The sequence below is a fragment of the Rhizobium sophoriradicis genome, assembly GCF_003939025.1.
Taxonomy (GTDB): domain Bacteria; phylum Pseudomonadota; class Alphaproteobacteria; order Rhizobiales; family Rhizobiaceae; genus Rhizobium; species Rhizobium sophoriradicis.
The window spans coordinates 232,030-254,991 of the sequence record NZ_RQIH01000011.1; the positions used below are offsets into that span (position 1 = coordinate 232,030).

General features: G+C 61.2%; 11 protein-coding genes and 1 tRNA gene. 9 read left to right on the forward strand and 3 right to left on the reverse strand.

The window, feature by feature from the left end; genetic code table 11:
- The first annotated feature begins 11 nt into the window (after positions 1–11).
- The 5 genes from EFR00_RS20105 to EFR00_RS20125 all read left to right on the forward strand — a co-directional run bounded on the left by EFR00_RS20105 (position 12) and on the right by EFR00_RS20125 (position 5,616).
- Positions 12–1,421: a helix-turn-helix domain-containing protein gene (locus EFR00_RS20105; RefSeq protein WP_077992486.1), complete on the forward strand. Its 1,410-nt coding sequence runs from the start codon at positions 12–14 to the stop codon at positions 1,419–1,421.
- Positions 1,422–1,545: 124 nt separating this feature from the next.
- Positions 1,546–2,643: a polyamine ABC transporter substrate-binding protein gene (locus tag EFR00_RS20110; RefSeq protein ID WP_077992485.1), complete on the forward strand. Its 1,098-nt coding sequence runs from the start codon at positions 1,546–1,548 to the stop codon at positions 2,641–2,643.
- Between the two features lie 92 nt (positions 2,644–2,735).
- On the forward strand, positions 2,736–3,878 hold the full coding sequence (locus tag EFR00_RS20115) for an ABC transporter ATP-binding protein (RefSeq protein ID WP_077992484.1): 1,143 nt from the start codon (positions 2,736–2,738) through the stop codon (positions 3,876–3,878).
- A 4-nt stretch (positions 3,879–3,882) separates the two neighbouring features.
- Positions 3,883–4,794: an ABC transporter permease subunit gene (locus tag EFR00_RS20120; RefSeq protein ID WP_039617966.1), complete on the forward strand. Its 912-nt coding sequence runs from the start codon at positions 3,883–3,885 to the stop codon at positions 4,792–4,794.
- Between the two features lie 3 nt (positions 4,795–4,797).
- Entirely contained in the window at positions 4,798–5,616 is an 819-nt protein-coding gene (locus EFR00_RS20125; protein ID WP_077992483.1) for an ABC transporter permease, read from the forward strand.
- Position 5,617: 1 nt separating this feature from the next.
- On the opposite strand, the gene EFR00_RS20130 is transcribed toward EFR00_RS20125, so the two are convergent.
- Positions 5,618–7,507: an AsmA family protein gene (locus EFR00_RS20130; RefSeq protein WP_077992482.1), complete on the reverse strand. Its 1,890-nt coding sequence runs from the start codon at positions 7,505–7,507 to the stop codon at positions 5,618–5,620.
- 231 nt (positions 7,508–7,738) lie between these two features.
- Here EFR00_RS20130 and EFR00_RS20135 point away from each other — a divergent pair, with 231 nt between their 5' ends.
- The gene (locus tag EFR00_RS20135) at positions 7,739–9,691 is read left to right on the forward strand and encodes an acetoacetate--CoA ligase (protein WP_077992480.1); all 1,953 of its coding nucleotides are present in this window, start codon (positions 7,739–7,741) and stop codon (positions 9,689–9,691) included.
- Positions 9,692–9,925: 234 nt separating this feature from the next.
- Here the strand turns inward: EFR00_RS20135 and EFR00_RS20140 are convergent, their stop codons facing one another.
- On the reverse strand, positions 9,926–13,705 hold the full coding sequence (locus tag EFR00_RS20140; RefSeq protein WP_077992477.1) for an ATP-binding protein: 3,780 nt from the start codon (positions 13,703–13,705) through the stop codon (positions 9,926–9,928).
- 212 nt (positions 13,706–13,917) lie between these two features.
- Between EFR00_RS20140 and EFR00_RS20145 the strand changes: the two genes are divergently transcribed.
- The 3 genes from EFR00_RS20145 to EFR00_RS20155 all read left to right on the forward strand — a co-directional run bounded on the left by EFR00_RS20145 (position 13,918) and on the right by EFR00_RS20155 (position 21,774).
- Entirely contained in the window at positions 13,918–14,367 is a 450-nt protein-coding gene (locus EFR00_RS20145; protein WP_039617976.1) for a phasin, read from the forward strand.
- 131 nt (positions 14,368–14,498) lie between these two features.
- Positions 14,499–14,575, forward strand: a tRNA-His gene (locus EFR00_RS20150).
- 683 nt (positions 14,576–15,258) lie between these two features.
- Positions 15,259–21,774, forward strand: a complete 6,516-nt coding sequence (locus EFR00_RS20155) for a M10 family metallopeptidase C-terminal domain-containing protein (RefSeq protein ID WP_125864860.1) — start codon at positions 15,259–15,261, stop codon at positions 21,772–21,774.
- A gap of 199 nt (positions 21,775–21,973) precedes the next feature.
- On the opposite strand, the gene EFR00_RS20160 is transcribed toward EFR00_RS20155, so the two are convergent.
- Positions 21,974–22,894 (reverse strand): nucleotidyltransferase and HEPN domain-containing protein, encoded by a 921-nt coding sequence (locus EFR00_RS20160; RefSeq protein ID WP_077991466.1) that lies wholly within the window; start codon positions 22,892–22,894, stop codon positions 21,974–21,976.
- Positions 22,895–22,962: the final 68 nt, after the last annotated feature.

A 22,962-nucleotide genomic window follows, 5' to 3' on the forward strand; every position in this document is an offset into this window, starting at 1 on the left:
AGGGTGTGACAATGGCGGAACGGAAGATATTCGCAGGCCCGAAATTGCGGCGCATCCGCAATGCGTTGGCGCTGACGCAGACCGCCATGGCCGAGGCGCTCGAAATATCACCCTCTTACCTGAACCTGATCGAGCGCAACCAAAGGCCGTTGACGGTGCAGCTGCTCTTGAAGCTCGCGGCCGTCTACAGGGTCGATCTGGAGGAGTTGCGCGGGCAGACCGGCGGCAGCCTCGGTCAGCTCAAGGAGGTCTTCGCCGACCCGCTGCTTTCGGGTGAACTGCCCGGCGACCAGGAACTGGTCGAAGTGGCCGAGGCCGCACCCAATGCCGCGGCCGGCATGATCAAGCTCTATCGCGCCTATCGCGAACAGGCCGCCCGGCTGTCGGACCTGACGGCGCTGATGGCCGCTGAGGGACATGCACCCGTTGCCGCCGGCCGGTTGCCGCTCGACGAGCTGCGCGAGGCGCTGGAGCGCAGATCGGCCTATTTCGAACGGATCGAGACGGCGGCGGAAGCCTTTGCCGCGACGCTTCCCGGTGGCGCCGATCTTGCCGCCGGGCTGAAGGACTGGCTGCGCGCCGAGCGCGGCATTGCGGTGCGTGTTCTGCCGGTGCACGTCATGCCGGATCTGCGCCGACGCTTCGATCGTCATTCGATGCGGCTGTTCATTTCCGAGCGGCTGTCGCCGGCCGACCGTGCGCATGAGATCGCGATTGAGGCGGCCAACCTCGCTTTGCTGCCGGCCATCGATGCCGAGCTCGACGATCTCTCGCTCTCCTCCGCCGAGGCGCGCCGCATTGCCCGTTTCGAGCTGGCCCGCACCGCGGCCCTGGCGCTCGCCATGCCTTATGAGGCCTTTCTGTCGGCGGCAAAGGCGACGCGCTACGATATCGACATTCTGCGCGCCCGCTTCGGCGTCTCTTTCGGCCATGCCGCGACGCGTCTGACCATGCTGCAGCGGCCGGGGGCAGCAGCCATTCCCTTCTTCATGATGGAGATCGATGCCGCCGGCCACCGGCTGCGGCGAGGCGGCGCCCAGGGTTTTCCGCAGGCCCGTTTCGGCGGCGGCTGCCCGAAGCTCAATATTCACGCCGCCTTCCTGCAGCCAGGCCAGATTCTCGCCGAGACGGTAGTCATGCCGGATGGAGCATCCTTCCTGACGATCGCCCGCACGCTCGAGGGACCGAGCGTCGAATTCGGCGAAAGGGTCAGGCGCACGGCGATCCTGATCGGCTGTGACGCCGCCCTTGCAGACGGCTTGGCCTACGGGCAGATGACGGCGGTCGATCCGGTCGCCATCGGCCCGGCCTGTCGCCTCTGCGAGCGGCGCGGCTGCCTTTCCCGCGCCGAGCCGCCGGTGACGAGACCGCTCGGGCTCGACGAGATGGTGGCGGGGCTCAGCGCCTTCGACTTCCAGTGATTGTGAAATCGTTGAGAGCGCAGTTTTTGCGCTTGTGGGCTTAGAAATTCCTTCTTAGTCTGCGGGCAAACCAGAGGGAAAAGACGTCCGGGAATGCGGACGCTTTGAACAAACAGGAGAAGTCATGAGGTCAACCATCGCAAGTGTGACGGCCGCCGCCATTGCCGCGCTCTTTGCCGCCGCTCCGGCCTTTGCCCAGGAGCGCGTGGTCAATGTCTACAACTGGTCGGATTATATCGACGACAGCATCCTGACCGACTTCACCAAGGAAACCGGCATCAAGGTCGTCTACGACACCTTCGATTCGAACGAGACCGTCGAAACCAAGCTGCTTGCCGGCGGCACCGGTTATGACGTCGTCGTTCCCACCGCCGACTTCCTGCAGCGCCAGATCCAGGCCGGCGTCTTCCAGAAGCTCGACAAGTCGAAGCTGCCGAACCTGTCCAACATGTGGGACGTGATCCTGCAGCGCACCGCTGCCTACGATCCGGGCAACGAATATGCGGTCGATTACATGTGGGGGACCGACGGTATCGGCTACAACGTCAAGAAGGTCGCGGAAATCCTCGGGCCCGACGTCAAACCCGGCCTCGAAGTGATCTTCGATCCGAAGGTCGCCGAAAAGTTCAAGGACTGCGGCATCTACGTGCTCGACACGCCGAAGGACGTCATGACCACGGCGCTGCGCTATCTCGGCCTCGATCCGAACTCCACCAAGGCCGAGGATTTCAAGAAGGTCGAGGAACTGCTGACGGCGGTCCGCCCCTATATCCGCAAGTTCCATTCGTCCGAATATATCAATGCCCTTGCCAACGGCGATATCTGCATCGCCTTCGGCTATTCCGGCGATATGCTGCAGGCCCGCGACCGTGCGGCCGAAGCCAAGAACGGCGTCGAGGTCAACTACTCGATCCCCGCACAGGGCGCCCAGATGTGGTTCGATATGATGGCGATCCCCGCCGATGCCAAGCATGTGGCCGAAGCCCATGAGTTCCTGAACTACATGATGAGGCCCGAGGTCATCGCCAAGGCGAGCGACCACACCTTCTATGCCAACGGCAACAAGGCTTCGCAGCAGTTCATCAGCAAGGAAGTGCTGGAGGATCCGGCCGTCTATCCGACCGAAGAGGTGATGAAGAACCTGTTCACGGTAAAGCCATGGGATCCGAAGACCCAGCGTACCGCGACGCGGATCTGGACGAAGGTCGTCACCGGCCAGTAAGTCAATGCCAGGCCCGGACGGAAACGTCCGGGCCTTTCGATTACCGGCCTGGGTGGAGGCCGGCCGAATACGTATATTTTTCGGGGAATAATATGAAATCCTTAGGCAATATCCGCCGCGCTTTCGCGCCCTGGACCGATCCGTCCGCAAAACCTTTCATTGCCTTCAAGAATGTCACCAAGCGCTTCGGCGATTTCACCGCCGTCAACGACCTGTCGCTTGATATCTATCACCGCGAGTTCTTCGCGCTGCTCGGTGCGTCCGGCTGCGGCAAGTCGACGCTTCTGCGCATGCTCGCCGGCTTCGAACAGCCGACATCGGGCGAAATCGTTCTCGATGGCACCGATCTCGCCGGCACGCCGCCCTACAAGCGGCCGGTCAATATGATGTTCCAATCCTACGCGCTTTTCCCGCATATGACCGTCGAGAAGAACATCGCCTTCGGCCTGAAGCAAGACGGCATGCCGAAGGACGAAATGGCCGAGCGCGTCGCGCAGATGCTGAAGCTCGTCAAGCTCGAGCAGTTTGCGTCGCGCAAGCCGAACCAGCTCTCCGGCGGCCAGCGCCAGCGCGTGGCGCTCGCCCGTTCGCTCGCCAAGCGCCCGAAAGTGCTGCTGCTCGACGAACCGCTCGGCGCGCTCGACAAGAAGCTGCGCGAGGAGACCCAGTTCGAGCTGATGGACCTGCAGCAGAGCCTCGGCCTAACCTTCGTCGTCGTCACCCACGACCAGGAAGAGGCGATGACCATGGCCGACCGCATCGCCGTCATGAGCCATGGCAAGGTGGTGCAGGTGGCAACGCCGGCCGAAATCTACGAGGCGCCGAATTCCCGCTTCGTGGCGGATTTCATCGGCGACGTGAATATCTTCGACGGCAAGGTGACGACATCGGGGAACGGCGCAACCGAGATATCAGTCGACAGCGGATTCACCATCCGCATCACCGCGCCCGACGCTCCGGCGATCGGCAGCATGGCCGGTTTTGCCATCCGCCCCGAGAAGATCCGCGTCAGCCGCGCGGCGCCGGCGAACGCCGCGGTCAACGCGGCCAAGGGCGAGATCTGGGATATCGGCTATCTCGGCGACATGACCGTCTTCCATATCAAGCTGGCGAGCGGCCAGTTCGTCAGAGCCTCTTTGCTCAATGCACAGCGTTCCGTCGAAGACCCCTTCACCTATGATCAGGACGTCTGGGTCTCCTTCGATGAGGATGCCGGCGTGCTGCTGAAGGATTGAGATCATGGGAACGCTGGCCTCACGCTTCTATAACCGCCTCGTCATCGTCATTCCCTACGCCTGGCTGCTGCTCTTCTTTCTGGCGCCGTTCTTCATCGTCTTCCGCATCTCGCTGTCGACGACGGCGATCGCCATACCGCCCTATGAGCCGGTCTTCTCCTTTGCCGATGGCTGGGCCGGTTTCTGGAGCAAGGTCGCGACCTTCTCCTTCGACAATTACGGTTATCTCACCGACGATCCGCTCTACTTCAACGCCTATCTGTCGAGCGTCATCATCGCCGGTATCTCGACTTTGCTGATGTTGTTGATCGCTTATCCGATCGCCTATGGCATGGCGCAGGCGCCGCGCACCATCCGCCCGACGCTGCTGATGCTCGTCATCCTGCCGTTCTGGACGAGCTTCCTGATCCGCGTCTACGCCTGGATTGCCATTCTGAAGCCCGAAGGCCTGCTGAACCAGCTTCTCCTGTCGCTGCATGTCATCGACACCCCGCTGATCATTCTCAACACCCCGACGGCCGTCTATATCGGCATCGTCTACTCCTACCTGCCCTTCATGGTGCTGCCGCTCTATTCGGCGCTCGAAAAGATGGACGGCACGCTGATCGAAGCGGCCCAGGATCTCGGCTGCACGCCGATCCGGGCCTTCTGGCGCGTCACTTTCCCGCTGTCGATCCCAGGCGTGGTGGCAGGCTGCATGCTGGTCTTCATCCCCGCGGTCGGCGAATTCGTCATCCCCGATCTTCTCGGCGGTTCGCAGACGCTGATGATCGGCAAGACGCTTTGGAACGAGTTCAATGCCAATCGCGACTGGCCGGTTTCCTCGGCGGTCGCAACCATCCTGCTGATGATCCTGGTGATCCCGATCGTCTTCTTCCAGAATGCACAGGCCAAGGCCGAAGAGCGGGGAAGATAGACCATGCTGCGATGGACCCGTTTCAACATCATCTCCGTCGTGCTTGGCTTTGCCTTCCTCTATCTGCCGATCGTGCTGCTGGTGATCTTTTCCTTCAACGAGTCGAAGCTCGTTACCGTCTGGGGCGGCTTTTCCACCAAATGGTACGTCTCGCTGCTGTCGAACCAGGCCTTGCTCGATGCCGCCTGGGTGACGATCCGCGTCGGTCTGCTGTCGGCCACCTTCGCCACCATCCTCGGCACCATGGCGGCGCTGACGCTGGTGCGTTACACCCGCTTTCGCGGCCGCATGCTGTTCTCCGGCATGGTCTATGCGCCGCTCGTCATGCCCGAGGTCATCACCGGCCTGTCGCTGCTGCTGCTTTTCGTGGCGATCGGCTTCGACCGCGGCTTCTGGACGATCACGCTGGCGCACACGACGCTGACCATGTGCTTCGTTGCCGTCGTCGTGCAGTCACGGCTTTTAAGCTTCGATCAGTCGATCGAGGAGGCGGCGCAGGATCTGGGGGCGCCGCCGGTGCGCACCTTCTTCGAAATCACCCTGCCGATCATCTCGCCGGCGGTGTTTTCCGGGTGGATCCTGGCGTTCACGCTGTCGCTGGATGATCTGGTGATCGCAAGCTTCACCTCGGGCCCGGGCGCAACCACGCTTCCGATGAAGATCTACAGTCAGGTGCGCCTGGGGGTGACGCCGGAGATCAATGCGATCTGCACCATCCTGATCGCCATTGTCGCGGTCGGCGTCATCTGCGCCTCGATCATTACCAAGCGCCGCGAAATCCAGCGGGATCGGGACGAGCGGGCGGCTGCCGCCGCGGCCTGATTTACTGCGCGTGAGGGCTGTTGCCGAAAAGCGGGACCGGCGAAATGACAGGGTTTGGCCAGGAGCCACCGATGAAGAACGGCAGAAGCGGCAGCTCGGCCGCCTTGGCCGGATCGGTTGCCTCCAGCGATCCGGAAAGCGCCAGCCCGTTCGACTGATAGGTGATCACCCCTGAGAGCGTCAGCGTCTGTGCAGGGCCGTTGATATGAGCGTCGTGGATCTCGGCCGAACCATTGGCGAAATCGGCCTGAAGATCCAGCCGGCCGAAGGCAAAGGCGCCGCCTGCCGCCGCACTTAGCGGGAAGAACTGCTTTTCGGCCGCCTGGCTCCGCAGTGCTGCGGCGTCGATGCCGGGGATCGTGCCCTCTTTCGTCCAGAAGTGCAGCCTGCCGGTGACGTCGGCAAGGCCGGTCGTCCAGATCGCCTTCGGCGACTGCAGGTCGAGATCGAGGGATCCCGTCGCAAGCGGCAGCGGCCCTTTGAGCTGCAGGCGCTCGGCAAGGGCTGCGAAGTCGGCGTCGCGGATCGACAGCCGCAATTTGCCGCCGCCGTCGAAATCACGCTGCGTCGCCTCCAGATGGGCGGTCATCTCACCGCCTTCGAAGGCGCTGTCGCCGATATCGAATTTCGCCTCGCCACCGGTCACGATCATGCTGGCGCCGACATCGGAAAGCTCGAAGAGGCCCATCTGCGCGCGGCGCGCCGAAAGCCTGACGTCGATGTCGAGCAGTTGCAGCGGTTCGCGCATGCCGGAGATTTCCTCCGCCTCGCCGGCGGCAAGTCTCAGCGCAAAGGCGTCGAGGAATGGCTTGAGGTTCATCTGGTCGAAGGCAAGCGTGCCGCCGATCTTCGGACGTTTGCCGGGTTGGGTCGAAAGATCCATGACGCCGGTGGCGCTTGCCTCGTTCAGCGATAGGCTGAGGTCGTTGAAACGCAGGCCGCTGCCCGACGACACAATGTCGGATTCCAGCGACGCGCTCTTCAGTGTCCCGATGCCAGGGATCGACCTGCCCGACCATGTGAGAAGCGCCGGCACATCGGGAATGCTGGCGGCGATATTGCCGGAAAGGGCCGAAAGGCCGGCGATGCTGCCAATCCCCTGGAAACGCGCGGTCAGCAGGTTTGACGTCAGCGATGTCCGCATCTCGGCGCTCTTGCCGGCAAAGGCGAGCAGCGGCTGGCGCGAGGCGAAATCGACCTTCAGGTCCTCGCCGTCGATGCGGGCGATGACGACAGCCGAGATCGCGCCCGAGAGCCGCGGCCAGGCAATATCGGCCGTGATGCTGTCGAAACGGTAGGTTTTGGCGCTCATGATGTCGGTGACGGCAAGCGTGCCGTCTTCGACGGTCACCGCGCCGACCTCGGCATCGAGAGCCGGATCGAGCACCTCCGCTCCGTTTTCGTAACGCACGCCGTTGATCGCACGGGCAAGCAGGCCGGCATAACTCCAGTCGATCAGCCCCTTTTCGTCACGCGTCAACGCCAGGTTCGGCCGCACCAGATGGAATTCGTGGAAACTGGTTCGGCCTCTCAGCGCATCGATGAGGCTGAAATCGGCCGAGAGGCTTTCAATGCTGCCGAGCAGCTTGTCGCCGCTTTCGCGCGGCTGGCGGATCGTGACCTCGTTCAGTATGATGCGTGGCGTCGGCCAGAATTCGAGAACCGGATCACCTTTGATCTCGGCCTGATAGCCCGTCCATTTCGACAGCGCGTCCTCGATGCCGGAGCGCACGAAACCGGTCGTGATGAGATAGGGCGCGGCCACCCTCAGCGCCACGAAAAGCCCAAGCGCAATCAGCAGCAGCACTGTCGAAACACGCGCAAAAGTCGGCAGCCAGCGCGAAACGGGTCCGATCTTCCTGCGCCACCTGCGATGTCTTGACGTACCCATGATCTCCGCCGGTCATTCAGCCGGTTAAGCCGTTAAGCGCTGATTTCGCCGGATATAGGAAATATCGGGCAGATGCAAATCCCTACAGCGCCGCGTGTGCGCGGGTATTTGATCGACGCTGAGATCGGTTGCGCTTTCCGCCCTGTTCGCCTGGCGTCGGATGCGCTCAGGTTCCGCCCTTTATAATGCAATGCAGCATGATATAAAGGCGAGATTGGGGAGGAGGATTGAATGCAGGACAACAGACCACTTTGGGTGCCATCGGACGAAGCCGTCGCAAAAAGCCCGATCCATGCCTTCATGGCGCGCTGCAATAGAGACTTCGGGCTGTCGCTTTCAGGCTTTGAGGACCTGCATGCATGGTCTGTCGCCGAGCGGGAGAAATTCTGGTCGACCGTCTGGGATTTCTGCGGCGTGAAAGGAAAACGTGGCGCGGAAGTGCTGACCGACGGAGACAGCATGCTCGGCGCCCGCTTCTTTCCCGAGGCGACGCTGAACTTTGCCGAAAACCTGCTGCCCGGCCGCGGTGAGGGCGACGCCATCCTCTTTCGCGGCGAGGATAAGGCCAGCGATCGCTGGTCATGGGATCGGCTGCGTGCGCTGGTCTCGAGGCTGCAGCAGGCCTTCAAGGCGCAGGGTATCGGCGAGGGCGACCGTATCGCGGCCATGATGCCGAACATGCCGGAGACCGTCGCCGCCATGCTGGCGGCCGCCTCGATCGGCGCCATCTGGTCGTCCTGCTCCCCCGATTTCGGCGAACAGGGCGTGCTCGACCGTTTCGGCCAGATCGGCCCGAAGCTCTTCATCGCCTGCGATGCCTATTGGTATTCGGGTAAGCTGCAGGATGTCGGCGCCAAGGTCGCCGCGGTGGCGAAAAGCTTGGGCGTGCCGACGATCGTCGTCCACTATGCCGGCGATGCCGAGGCGGTGGCGCGCGCAACGCCTGGCGCTTCGACGCTGGAGACCTTCATTGCGCCCTATGAGGCGAGCGAAATCGAATTCACCCAACTCGCCTTCGCCCATCCGCTCTACATCCTCTTTTCCTCCGGCACGACGGGCGTGCCAAAATGCATCGTCCATTCGGCCGGCGGCACGCTGTTGCAGCACCTGAAGGAGCAGCGGCTGCATTGCGGCCTCGAGGCCGGCGAGAAGCTCTTCTATTTCACCACCTGCGGCTGGATGATGTGGAACTGGCTGGTCAGCGGTCTTGCCAGCGGCGCCACGCTGTGCCTGTTCGACGGATCGCCATTTGCGCCCGACGGCAATGTGCTGTTCGACTATGCCGAGGCCGAGAAATTCGCAATCTTCGGCACGTCGGCGAAATATATCGATGCGGTGCGCAAAAGCGGCCTGACGCCGCGCCAAAGCCACGATCTCTCCAGCCTGCGGCTGATGACCTCGACCGGCTCGCCGTTGTCGCCCGAAGGATTCACCTTCGTCTATGAGGGTATCAAGGCAGATGTGCAACTCGCCTCGATCTCCGGCGGCACCGATATCGTCTCCTGTTTCGTGCTCGGCAATCCGCTGCAACCGGTCTGGCGCGGCGAGATCCAGGGGCCGGGCCTCGGCCTTGCCGTCGACGTCTGGAACGATGACGGCAAGCCGGTGCGCGGCGAGAAGGGCGAACTCGTCTGCACCAAGGCCTTCCCCTCGATGCCTATCATGTTCTGGAACGATCCCGACGGCGCCAAATATCGCGCCGCCTATTTCGACCGGTTCGACAATGTCTGGTGCCACGGCGATTTCGCCGAATGGACGGGACATGGCGGGCTGATCATCCACGGCCGCTCGGATGCGACGCTGAACCCCGGGGGCGTGCGCATCGGCACGGCCGAGATCTATAATCAGGTCGAGCAGATGGAAGAGGTGGCCGAGGCGCTCTGCATCGGCCAGGAATGGGAGGACGACGTGCGCGTCATCCTCTTCGTTCGCCTGGCAGCGGGCGTGACGTTGACCGAGGATCTGGTCAAGGCGATCAAGACACGGATACGCACCGGCGCCTCGCCGCGCCATGTGCCGGCCAAGGTCATCGCGGTTGCCGATATTCCCCGCACCAAGTCAGGCAAGATCGTCGAGCTTGCCGTGCGCGAGGTCGTGCATGGCCGGCCGGTGAAGAACCAGGAAGCGCTCGCCAATCCCGAGGCGCTGCGGCTCTTTGCGGGCTTGAGCGAACTCAAGGATTGATAAGGAATCGTAAACCACAAGCTTTCACCATTCAGCAATCCCCTGTCATGGGAACCTTTCGTTAAGAAAGGTTAGGCAAAGGTTGGAGCAACTTGGGGCCGCACATGAACGAGGTGGCCCAAAGCTTTCCGGCTTTCGAAACATGACGTTGATCGACTGAGCTCTTGTTGAACAGCACCAAATTTAAAGGCAGCCTCTGGCTGCCTTTTTTTTCGCTGCGCCATAGATTGAGGATCAGCCAGCCAGCACGCGCTGCGACGGGAAGGTGATTTCGACGAGCGTGCCTTCGTTCGGCGCCGAATTGATCGAGAATGTCGCCCGGTTGGCATCGACCATCGCCTTGGTCAGCGGCAGGCCGAGCCCGGTGCCGTCGCCGCGATGACGCGCCTGAGTCGAGGAGACCTGCCGGAACGGCTTCATCGCATGGTCGAGCTCGGCGCGCGTCATGCCGATGCCGGTATCGCGGACCCGCAACACCACGCTGCCATTCGCCTCGTAGGAGGTGGAGACGACGATCTGCCCGCCCGAGGGGGTGAAGCGGATGGCGTTCGACAGGATGTTGAGCGCGATCTGCTTGATCGAGCGCAGATCGGCCACGACATCGGGCACCGCGTGCGACAGCGCTGTGCGGATGATAACGCGCTGGCCGTTTGCCTGCGGCTGCACCAGGGCCACCGCCTCCGAGACCGCTTCGTTGAGGCCGACGGCGGCAAAATCGAGATCCATCTCGCCCGCCTCGATCTTCGAAATGTCGAGCAGGTCGTTGACGATATCGAGGACATGCCGGCCGGAGCGGCCGATATCATTGGCATATTCGATATAACGGGGATGGCCGATCGGACCGAAGCGCTCGCCGGCCATCATATCGGAAAAGCCGATAATGGCGTTGAGCGGCGTGCGGATTTCGTGGCTGACGCGGGCGAGGAAATCGGTCTTGTGGGCGTTTGCGGTTTCGGCCGCCCCCTTGGCATTGCGCAACTCCTCCTCGGTGCGCTTCCACTGGGTGATGTCGCGGATGACGGCGCAATAGCCGTTCGAGGAGGTAAGCCGGCCCATCGTCATGAACAGCGGCACGAAGCCGCCGGCAGCCTCGCGGCCGATCACTTCGCGCCCGTCGTTCAGGACGCTGGCGACGCCATGGCCGGAGAGTCCGTTCAGATAGTCGAGAACCGCTTTTTGGCTCTCATGGGCAAACAGCATGACGAAGGGTTTGCCGCGCGTCTCCTGTTCGTCGTAATTGAAGAGCGCGCTCGCCGACCGGTTCATCGAGCGGATGTCGCCCTCGGTGCCGATGACGACGACGCCATCGGTCGCCGTTTCAAGGATCGAGCGCAATTCCTCCACTTCGACCTGGAGCTTGGCGACCTTCTCGACCATCCGTTCCGGGCGCGCTTCCGACCGGCCCGCTTCGGCGCGGGCGTCTTCCTTACCTTCCACCGGCATCAGCGCCAGCATCAGCGCGTTGGCATCTTCCCAGCGCACCGATTGCAGCCGCGCGGTGACCGGCGTCAGCGTGTCGTCGGCCTTGACCAGCATCATGGTGCCGGAGCCCGTGGCGTTCTCCTCGAGTTCGCGGCGCTGCAGCAGCGCTTCGATGCCGCCCACCTCGCGCAGCGCATCGAGGGACGAGTAGCCCGTCAGCCGCATGAATTCGGGATTGGCATGCATCAGCGCGTCGCCGACATGGATGAGCACCGCGACAGGCAGCTGGTCGACCGTTCCGGCCGACAGCCCGTCGGTCATCTTGACCCGCGGCGGGATGAAGCTTGTGAGGACCTCGATCTGGCTCACCGTCTCTTCGAGCCCTTCCGTCGCCTCGTCCTCTTCTATGGCGACGGGCTCTTCAGCCTCTTCTTGCAGCACTTCGGCCGCGTTCTCGAAGATCGCTTCCTGCGGCGCCATTTCCTCGGCCGAAGCGATGTCGGCCGTATCGGCGACGGGCGTTTCGTCCTTGAAAGTCTCCGGGTTCGAGCTCTCTTCGAAAGCCGCCGTCTCCGTGGCGCCGGCGTCGCTCGGCGCCGGCGCGGCCGGATCTTCGTTGCGGGCGCCGAAGGCTTCCAGGCGCTTGGCGATCTCGCGGAAATTCGCCTGTTCGGCGGCCGTCAGTGCGGCGCCCGTGCTGTGAAGCTGAACGACCTTGTCGGTGAAACGGCGGTTGGGTGTTTCGACGATGCGAAGCGCCGGCGGTTCGTCCACAGCGTTGTCCCGAGCTGATGTCTCGAGGCTCGTCTCTTCGTCGGTCACCGCTGCAGGGGTTGTCTCTTCCTCCTGCGGCGCGGCTGCTGCCCGCGTCTCATTCCTGGTCTCAATCCCGTTCTCGTCCGCCGCAGTCGGTTCCGCTGCGGCCTCCCCGGATGTGGCTTCCATGTCAGGCGCCGGGTCGGCGACAGGCTCGGCGATCGGGCCGAGGCTTGCCGCATCATGGCCGACGCCATCCGGGCCGAGCGTCAGGCCAAGCGCCAGCGGATCCTCCTGCGCGTCGGAAAGCCTGACGACGCCGAAGCCGCGGAAACCATCGAAGTCGCGGTTGCGGGTATAGGTCGGCAGTGCCGCGAGATCGACCGGAACGACGAGGCTGGTGCCTTCGACCGGCCAGAGGATCGTCTTGCCCGACCACGTGTCGCGGCGCGCGAGCGCCTCGGACAGCTTACCGTCCGGATCAAGGTTGAAGAGAGCGGCGATATCGCTGAAGGCGGAGCCGATGATGGCGGATGCATGCGGACCGACGGCCTCGGCAAATTCATGGCTGACCTCATTGAAGCGGCCTTCCGCATCGATCTTCCAGACGAAGCGCGTGGCGCGGCTGTTCGGCCGGAAGACGAAACCAGGCTCCGGTGCGGGTGCCGGGGCAAGGGACGCGTCGGCAACCAGCGGCGCTGCGATGACCGGCTCTTGGTGCATGGTTGCCGGCGCCTCTTCGGCGGGCATCTGACCGGCTTCGGCAGATTCCGCCGCCCCGTTCGTTTCCGCGGCCTCGTCAGCGGAATGGCCAGTATCGTCGTCGACGAGCGCGGCACGCTCGTCGGCTTCATCCGCAACGCTGTCGATCGCGCCGCCGTCGTTTTCCAGCGCCGCGTCTTCACCCCGGCGCATCTCCGCAATCGTTGCGTCGGCGGATTCGGCGGTCGCGTCTGCCAACTGTTCGCTTTCGCCGGCGATCTCCTCGAGGGTCTCTTCGACCTCTTCGATGTCAGACACCGCGTCGATGATCTCGGTCAAGCCGGTTGCTGCGACCGGCTCTTCCGGGGCAGGCTCGGTCGGCGGCGTGCTTGCTTCCGCAACCGGCGCTTCAGCCGCCGGTGCATCGACTGCATCGAGCAGGGGCGCATCGACTGGGTCGAGATGACCGATCGCGGTTTCCACGGCAAACAGCAGATTGAGCGCCGGATCGTCGCTGAGTTTGCCGACTGCGGCAGGGAGATAACCCTTGCCGGTGGCGACGGGGCGTTTCACCAGCCGGTCTGGATGGGCACCGGCAAGGTTGATCAGCGTCTTGGCGGTCTCGCCCGATATGGCGAGCGAGGCAAAGCCCGGCGAGGCGGCGATGACCTCGCCATTGGCGCCGATGACAGCCATATGCGTGTCGGGGTCGTCGAGCCCCTGCAGCATCTGGGCCGCCGAAGCGCCTGCCGTCAGCGGCCTTGCCGCAACCGGCACTGAAAAGAGGATGGCCTTCTCGCCCTGGGAAAGCCGGATCAGTTCGGCCGCCGCCTGCACCTGCGCACGCTGGAAGCCTTTGGCGACACGGATCATCAGGCTTCTGTTGTCGCCGACATCGGCGAGCTGGCGCGCCGCTGTTTCCAGCTGGCGAAAGGTGATATCGGTGCGATCGACACCTTGATCGAGCAGATCATAGACCGCCGAATGACCAAAAAGCTCCGCACCCGCACCGTTCGCCCAGAGCAGCCGGGCAAGATCGGCCGAAAACAGCACCATCGCCTCGCCGCGTGAAAAGCGTTCCCGCACCCGCGCATGCACGGCGATATCGATGAACGGATATTGGACTGCGGGCATGATCGAACCTTGTCGCTGTAGGCCTTCTAAATTAACGGCTTATTAATAACTGCACGTCGCCTGCCGGTCCAGAACAGCGGGGCAGTTTCGGCCCACAGGGTTAACGGCTTGTGCGCTGCACAATAATTGTTGCAATGCACAATGAAATGCCCTATATAGACGTCATTAGATGATCACAGGCAGCGACCGCCTCAACCCAAAAGGAATGCGACATGGCTACCATAAAGACCGATGACGTTTTTTCAATCGCTTCTTTCGACCCGTCCAAGCTCACGGAATCCTTCCGCGAATTCGCTGAAAAGGGTGCACAGCAGTCGAAAGACGCCTACGCCAAGCTGAAGACCGCCGGCGAAGAAGCCGGCAAGACGCTCGAAGCCACCGTCCAGACGGCCCAGGCGGGCACCGTCGAGATCGGCCTCAAGGCAATTGACGTTCTGCGCGTCAACGCCGAGAGCTCGCTCTCGCACATGGAAGCACTCCTCGGCGTCAAGTCCGCAGCCGAGTTTTTCGAACTGCAGACCTCGTTCCTGCGCAAGCAGGCCGAACTCGCCGTCGAACAGGCGAAGTCGATGCAGGAAACCACCAAGCAGGTGGCCGAAAAGCTCGCAAAGCCTTCCAAGGACGCCGCCGAAAAGGCCATGGCCTCCTTCAAGGTTGCCTGATCGGTCTTTGCTGATTGGAAACAAAAGGGCTGGACCTCGCGTCCAGCCTTTTTGTATATTGACGAGGAATGGGGCTTGAATTCATCGCCAAGTCCTCGTATGTGACCCCCATCGCGCCCGGCGCGGTTTATGCGGTTGTAGCTCAGTTGGTTAGAGCGCAGGTTTGTGGCACCTGAGGTCGGAGGTTCGAGACCCCCCAACCGTACCATCTCCCCACGTCAGGTCGCTTTCGATAAAGCCATCCCAGCCAACGTCGTTTCTAACGAAGTTGTCGCAGCAGATGCTGAGGTATTCTGCAAATCGCAAGCTTGGAAGCTAATTGCCCGGCGCCCTCAAGAGTCGACGCTCCGACCGCGAGTGGCTGCTTATTTGCCACATCAAATCGAACATTTGCAAAGGCACAACCGCCCATATGGTGCGATAGTGCCATCTGAGCTACATGTGCAGCACACAGCAGCACCAAGGTCCGCAATTGCGACGATCCGCCACTCGATCCGGAAGAATCTCCCCACGCCAGCATGTCGCGGAGGATGCGAACAGCGAAGCCTACCTCGACTCAGAGAGGCGGGGATAGCGTTTCGAAGCGTCGAAACATGCGGAGCCGATGTTGCCGAGCCTGGGACTTACTAAATTTCAGCACATGAATGTAACGTCAATTTAAGTGCTGTCATGCCAGCAATTGCCGCGGTTCGGACGGGCAGAGCGCAGGATCCTGGAATATGTCTTGTAGCCCTTGAAAGTGGTTGCGGAGGAAGCGTTTCATTAGCGTTAGTTGCCAACATCAAAAACATTCCTGAACAGAATAAAGCTTTTGGTTGAAGTTTCCGCTATTTTGAAGCAGATGGAAACCGCCATGAGACGCGGCCGAATGGAATAGGGAAACGGGATTTTATGACGAACCTTATTACGTCAACCAAGGACGTCAGTTTGACTGGAGATCAGAAAGTTGAGGGGCTTGTCAATGGAACTGCATGGGACGGAACGATAACTTATGCGTTTCCCACGACCTCGACGTCTTATACCTATAGCGGCGAAAAAAACCATGCTTTCTCTTCAATTTCCTCGCAGCAGCGGTCTCTCGCCTTGTTCTTTATGGAGGAGTCCTATGGGAGTGCAGCAAATGACGGCTTCTCCGTAGAGGGATTTACGAACGCCAATTTTGAGGCCGGAAGCGCCAACACTGCAACCGTGCGGTTCGCTCAATCGTCCCTTCCTTCGACGGCATGGGCCTACACTCCAAATATCGGCGGTCACGGTGGCGATGTTTGGTTCGGGACGGGCTATGCTGGCACCGCAGATGATTATCGCTTTCCGAGATTCGGCAACTATGCGGCCCATACCCTGGCGCATGAGTTGGGTCACGCTCTTGGACTGAAACATGCTCACGAAGCGGGTTATCCCAACACGACACTCGTTCCGCGAGCCTACGACTCGATCGAATATACGATCATGACCTACCGCACATATGTCGGAGACAATATCAGTGGATACAAGTATGAGCAAAATGGCGCGCCACAAACCTTCATGATGCTCGACATCGCCGCCCTGCAGGAAATGTATGGTGCGGACTATACGACGAACAGTGGCGATACCGTCTACAAGTGGAATCCGAACCAGGGCATCACCTATGTCAATGGGGTGGCAGCCATCACGCCCGCTGCCAACAGGATCTTCGCGACAATCTGGGACGGCGGCGGTACCGATACCTATGATCTGAGCGCTTATACCACCGCCCTCAAGATCGACTTGCATGCAGGGGGGTACTCGGTCTTTTCCCATGGTCAGTTGGCCTATCTGGGGGGGGGGCCGGATGATGGCTATGCCCGCGGCAACATTTTCAACGCCCTTCTTTATCACGACAATGTCGCGTCTTTGATTGAGAATGTTCGGGCCGGCTCCGGCAACGATACGATTGTAGGCAACGAGGCGGACAATACACTCTGGGGCAATGCCGGAAACGATACGCTTACTGGCGACTCTGGCAATGACACACTCGACGGCGGTGCAGGGTCCGACAAGATGTCGGGCGGGGCGGGCGACGACGTCTACATCGTCGACAATGTCAACGATGTTGTAATTGAGAATGCCAATGAGGGGACGGACACGGTCCGGACGACATTTTGGACTTATACACTCGGCGTCAACGTCGAAAACCTGACCTACACCGGCACCGCCGCATTCTCCGGTGATGGCAATGCAGCGGCCAATGTGATTACTGGCGGGACGGGTTCTGATTTGCTGGATGGAGAGGCCGGCACCGACACGCTGATCGGTGGTGCGGGCGACGATCGCTATCGGGTCGATAGTCTCGGTGATGTCGTGGTCGAGGCGGCCGACGGCGGCGCTGACACGATCCTGACCGATCTTGCCGCTTATTCGCTGGAGGTGGTCGCCAATGTCGAGAACCTATGGCTCACAGGTAGCGGCAATTCTACCGGTATCGGTAATAGCCTCGACAACAAAATCACTGGTGGATCAGGCGACGATACGCTCTCGGATGGGACAGGCAACGATATCCTGAGTGGTGGCTGGGGAGATGACTCGCTTTCCGGTGGGATCGGCAACGATACTTATGTCGTTTGGGATACCGGCGACATTGTCATTGAAGACGCCGACGAGGGCATCGATGCGGTGCAGACGTCTCTGGCTAGCTACACATTGAGCGCTAACGTCGAAAACCTCGTTAACGTCGCCCGGACTGCGTTTGCCGGCAGTGGCAACAACCTCAACAACACGATCACCGGCGGCGCGGCCATCGATATTTTGTCGGGCGGTGCCGGCGATGACACGCTGAACGGCGGGGCTGGCGCCGACACGCTGATCGGCGGGACGGGGAATGACACTTACATCGTCGACAACGCTTCTGAAGTCGTCACCGAGAACGCCAATGAGGGCACCGATACGGTGCAAACGGCGCTGGCAACCTACGCGCTTGCCGAGAATGTCGACAATCTCACCTATACGGGCACGGCAGCCTTTACCGGGACAGGCAATAGCCTCGCCAACACTATCAACGGCGCAGCAGGTGCGGACACCTTGGACGGAAAGGCTGGAGCAGACATACTGATCGGCAGTGTGGGCGACGACACCTATATTGTCGATAACGTTGCCGACGTCGTGACTGAAAGGCCGAATGAAGGAGCCGATCTGACCAAGACGACGCTTTCTTCCTATGCTTTGACCAATAATGTTGAAAATCTAACCTTTACCGGCACCGGCGATTTTGCTGGTACCGGAAACAGACTTGCCAACAAGATCACCGGCGGTGCCGGCAACGACACGCTTGACGGTGGGGCCGGCAACGACACACTTGATGGCGGCGGCGGCGACGACATCTATGTGGTCGACAGTGCGAGCGACGTGATCAAGGACAGCGCCGGCACCGATGAAATCCGCACGACGCTCGCAGCCTACTCGATCGCCGCATCGCCCAATGTCGAGAACCTGACCTACAGGGGGGCCGCCAACTTCACCGGCACCGGCAATGCGCTTGCCAACACGATCACCGGCGGCGCCGGCAATGATGTGCTGGATGGCGGGGTTGGTGCGGACACGTTGATCGGTGGTGAAGGCGCCGACACCTACATCGTCGACAATGCCGGCGACATCGTCACCGAAGCAGCCGATGAGGGGACCGACACGGTTCGCACGGCATTGGCGAACTATGCGCTTGGCAGCAATGTCGAGAACCTTACCTATATCGGCACGACAGCCTTCGTCGGGACGGGCAATAGTCTCGATAACACGATCAAGGGTGGGGCAGGTGCCGACACGCTGGACGGCAATGCCGGAGCAGACATGTTGATCGGCGCAGCCGGCAACGACACCTATATCGTCGATGATGTTGGCGACTTGGTCACCGAAGGGTTGAATGCAGGAACCGATCTGATCAAGACGGCGCTTTCGATCTATACGCTCGGCAACAATGTTGAGAACCTGCGCTATACGGGATCCTCCAGCTTCACCGGCACCGGCAATGCGCTCGTCAACGCGATCACCGGCGGCGCCAGCAACGATGTTCTCGACGGCGGCGCCGGCAACGACACGCTTGATGGCGGCACCGGTGACGACATCTATATTGTCGACAGCGCGGGCGACGTGATCAAGGAGGCGTCCGGCGCCGGCACGGACGAAATCCGTACGGCGCTTGCCGCCTACTCGATCGCTGCATTGGCCAATGTCGAGAACCTGACCTACACCGGGTCCGCCAGCTTCACCGGCACCGGCAATGCGCTGGCCAATATCATCACCGGCGGCGCCGGCAATGATGTGCTGAACGGTGGGGCCGGTGCGGACAGCTTGATCGGCGGTGCGGGCAATGACACCTATATCGTCGACCATGTGGGCGACCTTGTCACCGAAGCGGCCGATGAGGGGGCCGACACGGTTCGCACGACGCTTGCAAGCTATACGCTTGGCAGCGACCTCGAGCACCTCACCTACATCGGCACGGCAGCCTTTGCCGGGACAGGCAATGATCTCGACAACACGATCACGGGTGGCGCTGCCGCCGATACGCTTTCCGGCGGTGTCGGCAACGACACGCTGAATGGTGGAGCCGGGGCCGATCGTTTGATCGGCGGGACGGGCGGCGACACCTATATCGTCGACCATGCCGGCGACATCGTCACCGAAGGCGCCAGCGCCGGGACCGACACGGTTCGCACGACACTGGCAAGCTATACGCTTGGCAGCGATGTCGAACATCTCACCTACATCGGCACGGCAGCCTTTGCGGGAACAGGCAATAGCCTCGACAATACGATCACGGGTGGCGCTGCCGCCGATACGCTTTCCGGCGGTGCCGGCAACGATACGCTGAATGGCGGAGCCGGTGCCGATCGTTTGATCGGTGGGGTGGGCGACGACACCTATATCGTCGACAATGCCGGCGACATCGTCACCGAAGCGGCCGACGCTGGGACAGACACGGTTCGCACGACACTGGCAGGCTATACGCTCGGCAACAATGTCGAGAACCTGACTTATACCGGGTCCGGCAACTTCAGCGGCGCCGGCAACGCGCTCGCCAACACGATCACCGGCGGCGCCGGCAACGATGTGCTGAACGGTGGGGCCGGTGCGGATACCTTGATCGGTGGGGCTGGCAACGACACTTATATCGTCGACCATTCCGGCGACATGGTCACCGAAGCGGCTAACGCGGGGACCGATACGGTTCGCACGAACCTGGCGAGCTATACGCTTGCCGGCAATGTCGAGAACCTCAGCTCTATCGGAACGGGGGCGTTTGCCGGCACCGGCAACAATCTCGACAATACGATCACGGGTGGCGCTGCCGCCGATACGCTTTCCGGCGGCGCCGGCAATGATGTGCTGGATGGCGGGGTTGGTGCGGACACGTTGATCGGTGGTGAAGGCGCCGACACCTACATCGTCGACAATGCCGGCGACATCGTCACCGAAGCAGCCGATGAGGGGACCGACACGGTTCGCACGGCATTGGCGAACTATGCGCTTGGCAGCAATGTCGAGAACCTTACCTATATCGGCACGACAGCCTTCGTCGGGACGGGCAATAGTCTCGATAACACGATCAAGGGTGGGGCAGGTGCCGACACGCTGGACGGCAATGCCGGAGCAGACATGTTGATCGGCGCAGCCGGCAACGACACCTATATCGTCGATGATGTTGGCGACTTGGTCACCGAAGGGTTGAATGCAGGAACCGATCTGATCAAGACGGCGCTTTCGATCTATACGCTCGGCAACAATGTTGAGAACCTGCGCTATACGGGATCCTCCAGCTTCACCGGCACCGGCAATGCGCTCGTCAACGCGATCACCGGCGGCGCCAGCAACGATGTTCTCGACGGCGGCGCCGGCAACGACACGCTTGATGGCGGCACCGGTGACGACATCTATATTGTCGACAGCGCGGGCGACGTGATCAAGGAGGCGTCCGGCGCCGGCACGGACGAAATCCGTACGGCGCTTGCCGCCTACTCGATCGCTGCATTGGCCAATGTCGAGAACCTGACCTACACCGGGTCCGCCAGCTTCACCGGCACCGGCAATGCGCTGGCCAATATCATCACCGGCGGCGCCGGCAATGATGTGCTGAACGGTGGGGCCGGTGCGGACAGCTTGATCGGCGGTGCGGGCAATGACACCTATATCGTCGACCATGTGGGCGACCTTGTCACCGAAGCGGCCGATGAGGGGGCCGACACGGTTCGCACGACGCTTGCAAGCTATACGCTTGGCAGCGACCTCGAGCACCTCACCTACATCGGCACGGCAGCCTTTGCCGGGACAGGCAATGATCTCGACAACACGATCACGGGTGGCGCTGCCGCCGATACGCTTTCCGGCGGTGTCGGCAACGACACGCTGAATGGTGGAGCCGGGGCCGATCGTTTGATCGGCGGGACGGGCGGCGACACCTATATCGTCGACCATGCCGGCGACATCGTCACCGAAGGCGCCAGCGCCGGGACCGACACGGTTCGCACGACACTGGCAAGCTATACGCTTGGCAGCGATGTCGAACATCTCACCTACATCGGCACGGCAGCCTTTGCGGGAACAGGCAATAGCCTCGACAATACGATCACGGGTGGCGCTGCCGCCGATACGCTTTCCGGCGGTGCCGGCAACGATACGCTGAATGGCGGAGCCGGTGCCGATCGTTTGATCGGTGGGGTGGGCGACGACACCTATATCGTCGACAATGCCGGCGACATCGTCACCGAAGCGGCCGACGCTGGGACAGACACGGTTCGCACGACACTGGCAGGCTATACGCTCGGCAACAATGTCGAGAACCTGACTTATACCGGGTCCGGCAACTTCAGCGGCGCCGGCAACGCGCTCGCCAACACGATCACCGGCGGCGCCGGCAACGATGTGCTGAACGGTGGGGCCGGTGCGGATACCTTGATCGGTGGGGCTGGCAACGACACTTATATCGTCGACCATTCCGGCGACATGGTCACCGAAGCGGCTAACGCGGGGACCGATACGGTTCGCACGAACCTGGCGAGCTATACGCTTGCCGGCAATGTCGAGAACCTCAGCTCTATCGGAACGGGGGCGTTTGCCGGAACAGGGAATGCGCTGAACAACGTTATCGTCGGCGGCAGTGGTTCCAATACACTGACGGGCGGCGCCGGCAACGATATCCTCACTGGTGGCGCGGCAGCCGACGTCTTTATTTATTTGGCGAACTGGGGCCATGACACTATCACAAACTTCCTGGCAGCAGGCTCGGCACATGACACGATCTCGATCGATCACGGCATCTTCGCCGACTGGGAATCACTTTTTGCGGCATCCGAGCAGTCCGGCAATGATACAATTATCACGGCCGATTCCGACAACTCCATAACGTTGAAGAATGTTGCTCTTTCAAGCCTGCAGTCGTGGGACTTCTTGTTTGCTTGATGCTCGGATCTCGCGGCCCGACTTGCCTGAAAGGAGCAGAACCCAGTTTCCAAATGACCGTAGCGGCGCCCCGTGGTGGCCCTTGCGGAATCGCATTCCTCTGGCAGACCAACCTACTGGGTGCCGTTCCAAATTAACTCGAGCACGCCTGTGCTGCAATGTCCACAGCTGGCTTAGTGATTTCAGCGGCGGTGAGAACTCAACTTCTGGGTAGGTCACTGGTCCGCTGAAGCATCTCCAGATGCTCCGAGCACACCGTCTTGACGAATTCAACCAACAACCCGGTTTGCTCTCCAAGCCAACCAAGAGCCTCCTCGCTGATCTCGAAATGTTTTGAGTAGCGTGCCTTCACATAGGCTTCGTTCAGGGTGTTGAACCACGCGCGCTCGCGATGTTGATCGCGAGGAAACGCCTGGGCCAGACGCCTATCTTGTTCCTCGGCGAGCGAACGAAGAAATTTGATGTTGTGGGAAGGTGGGCCGTAGTTCGTCAGCGTCAGGAGTACGCAAGAATACGCTTGCTCCAGTGCTTGATGAATGAGAAAGGCCGCTCGTTTTCCATAGTGCTTGCTTCGAGCGTGTTCGGCCAATTCAAAGAACTCCTTTGCGGCACCAAGCCGCTCCCCAAAATGCTCCTTTGCCACCCTCAACCGGTCGGCCGACGAAAGTGGCTGCGGCTCAGCCAAAGGTTCATCGTCGAGTTCGTAGAGAACGATGCCTTCCTTGCGAATATCTGAAAAGAAGTATTGTCCCTCTTTGAGGTAGGTGTTCACCTCGCGTCTGGAATGGACGATGAAGCTGACCGGCGTCTCGATCGTCTTTTCGTGGATCAGCCGGTCGGCGGCTTTGTACCAATACTCAGCGAACTCGCAGAGCTTACGGTTGTTGACGATGATCAGGAGATCGAAGTCTGACCGATATCCTTTCATCGTGAAAGGCTCGTCCACCCATCCTCCCTTGGCGTAGGAACCGAAGAGGATCACCTTCAAAATCCGACCGCGCTTTTTGAACTCCGCCGTACCGTCCTTCAGAGCATCCTCAAATTCCTCGTGCAGGATTTGCAGAACGCGGCCGAGCTCACGCTGTTTGCGAAGCGGCATATGATCGAACGACGACTTCATGAGTAATCCGATAGGCGAAAGATCCTATACCGTCCACCGGGATTCTTTAAACAGCCGATGTAAGCCCT

What these genes read in the sequence shown, in the direction of transcription:
- EFR00_RS20105 (WP_077992486.1), top strand. Translation starts at nt 12, where the DNA reads ATGGCGGAACGGAAGATATTCGCAGGCCCGAAATTGCGGCGCATCCGC.
- EFR00_RS20110 (WP_077992485.1), top strand. Translation starts at nt 1,546, where the DNA reads ATGAGGTCAACCATCGCAAGTGTGACGGCCGCCGCCATTGCCGCGCTC.
- EFR00_RS20115 (WP_077992484.1), top strand. Translation starts at nt 2,736, where the DNA reads ATGAAATCCTTAGGCAATATCCGCCGCGCTTTCGCGCCCTGGACCGAT.
- EFR00_RS20120 (WP_039617966.1), top strand. Translation starts at nt 3,883, where the DNA reads ATGGGAACGCTGGCCTCACGCTTCTATAACCGCCTCGTCATCGTCATT.
- EFR00_RS20125 (WP_077992483.1), top strand. Translation starts at nt 4,798, where the DNA reads ATGCTGCGATGGACCCGTTTCAACATCATCTCCGTCGTGCTTGGCTTT.
- EFR00_RS20130 (WP_077992482.1), bottom strand. Translation starts at nt 7,507, where the DNA reads ATGGGTACGTCAAGACATCGCAGGTGGCGCAGGAAGATCGGACCCGTT.
- EFR00_RS20135 (WP_077992480.1), top strand. Translation starts at nt 7,739, where the DNA reads ATGCAGGACAACAGACCACTTTGGGTGCCATCGGACGAAGCCGTCGCA.
- EFR00_RS20140 (WP_077992477.1), bottom strand. Translation starts at nt 13,705, where the DNA reads ATGCCCGCAGTCCAATATCCGTTCATCGATATCGCCGTGCATGCGCGG.
- EFR00_RS20145 (WP_039617976.1), top strand. Translation starts at nt 13,918, where the DNA reads ATGGCTACCATAAAGACCGATGACGTTTTTTCAATCGCTTCTTTCGAC.
- EFR00_RS20155 (WP_125864860.1), top strand. Translation starts at nt 15,259, where the DNA reads ATGACGAACCTTATTACGTCAACCAAGGACGTCAGTTTGACTGGAGAT.
- EFR00_RS20160 (WP_077991466.1), bottom strand. Translation starts at nt 22,894, where the DNA reads ATGAAGTCGTCGTTCGATCATATGCCGCTTCGCAAACAGCGTGAGCTC.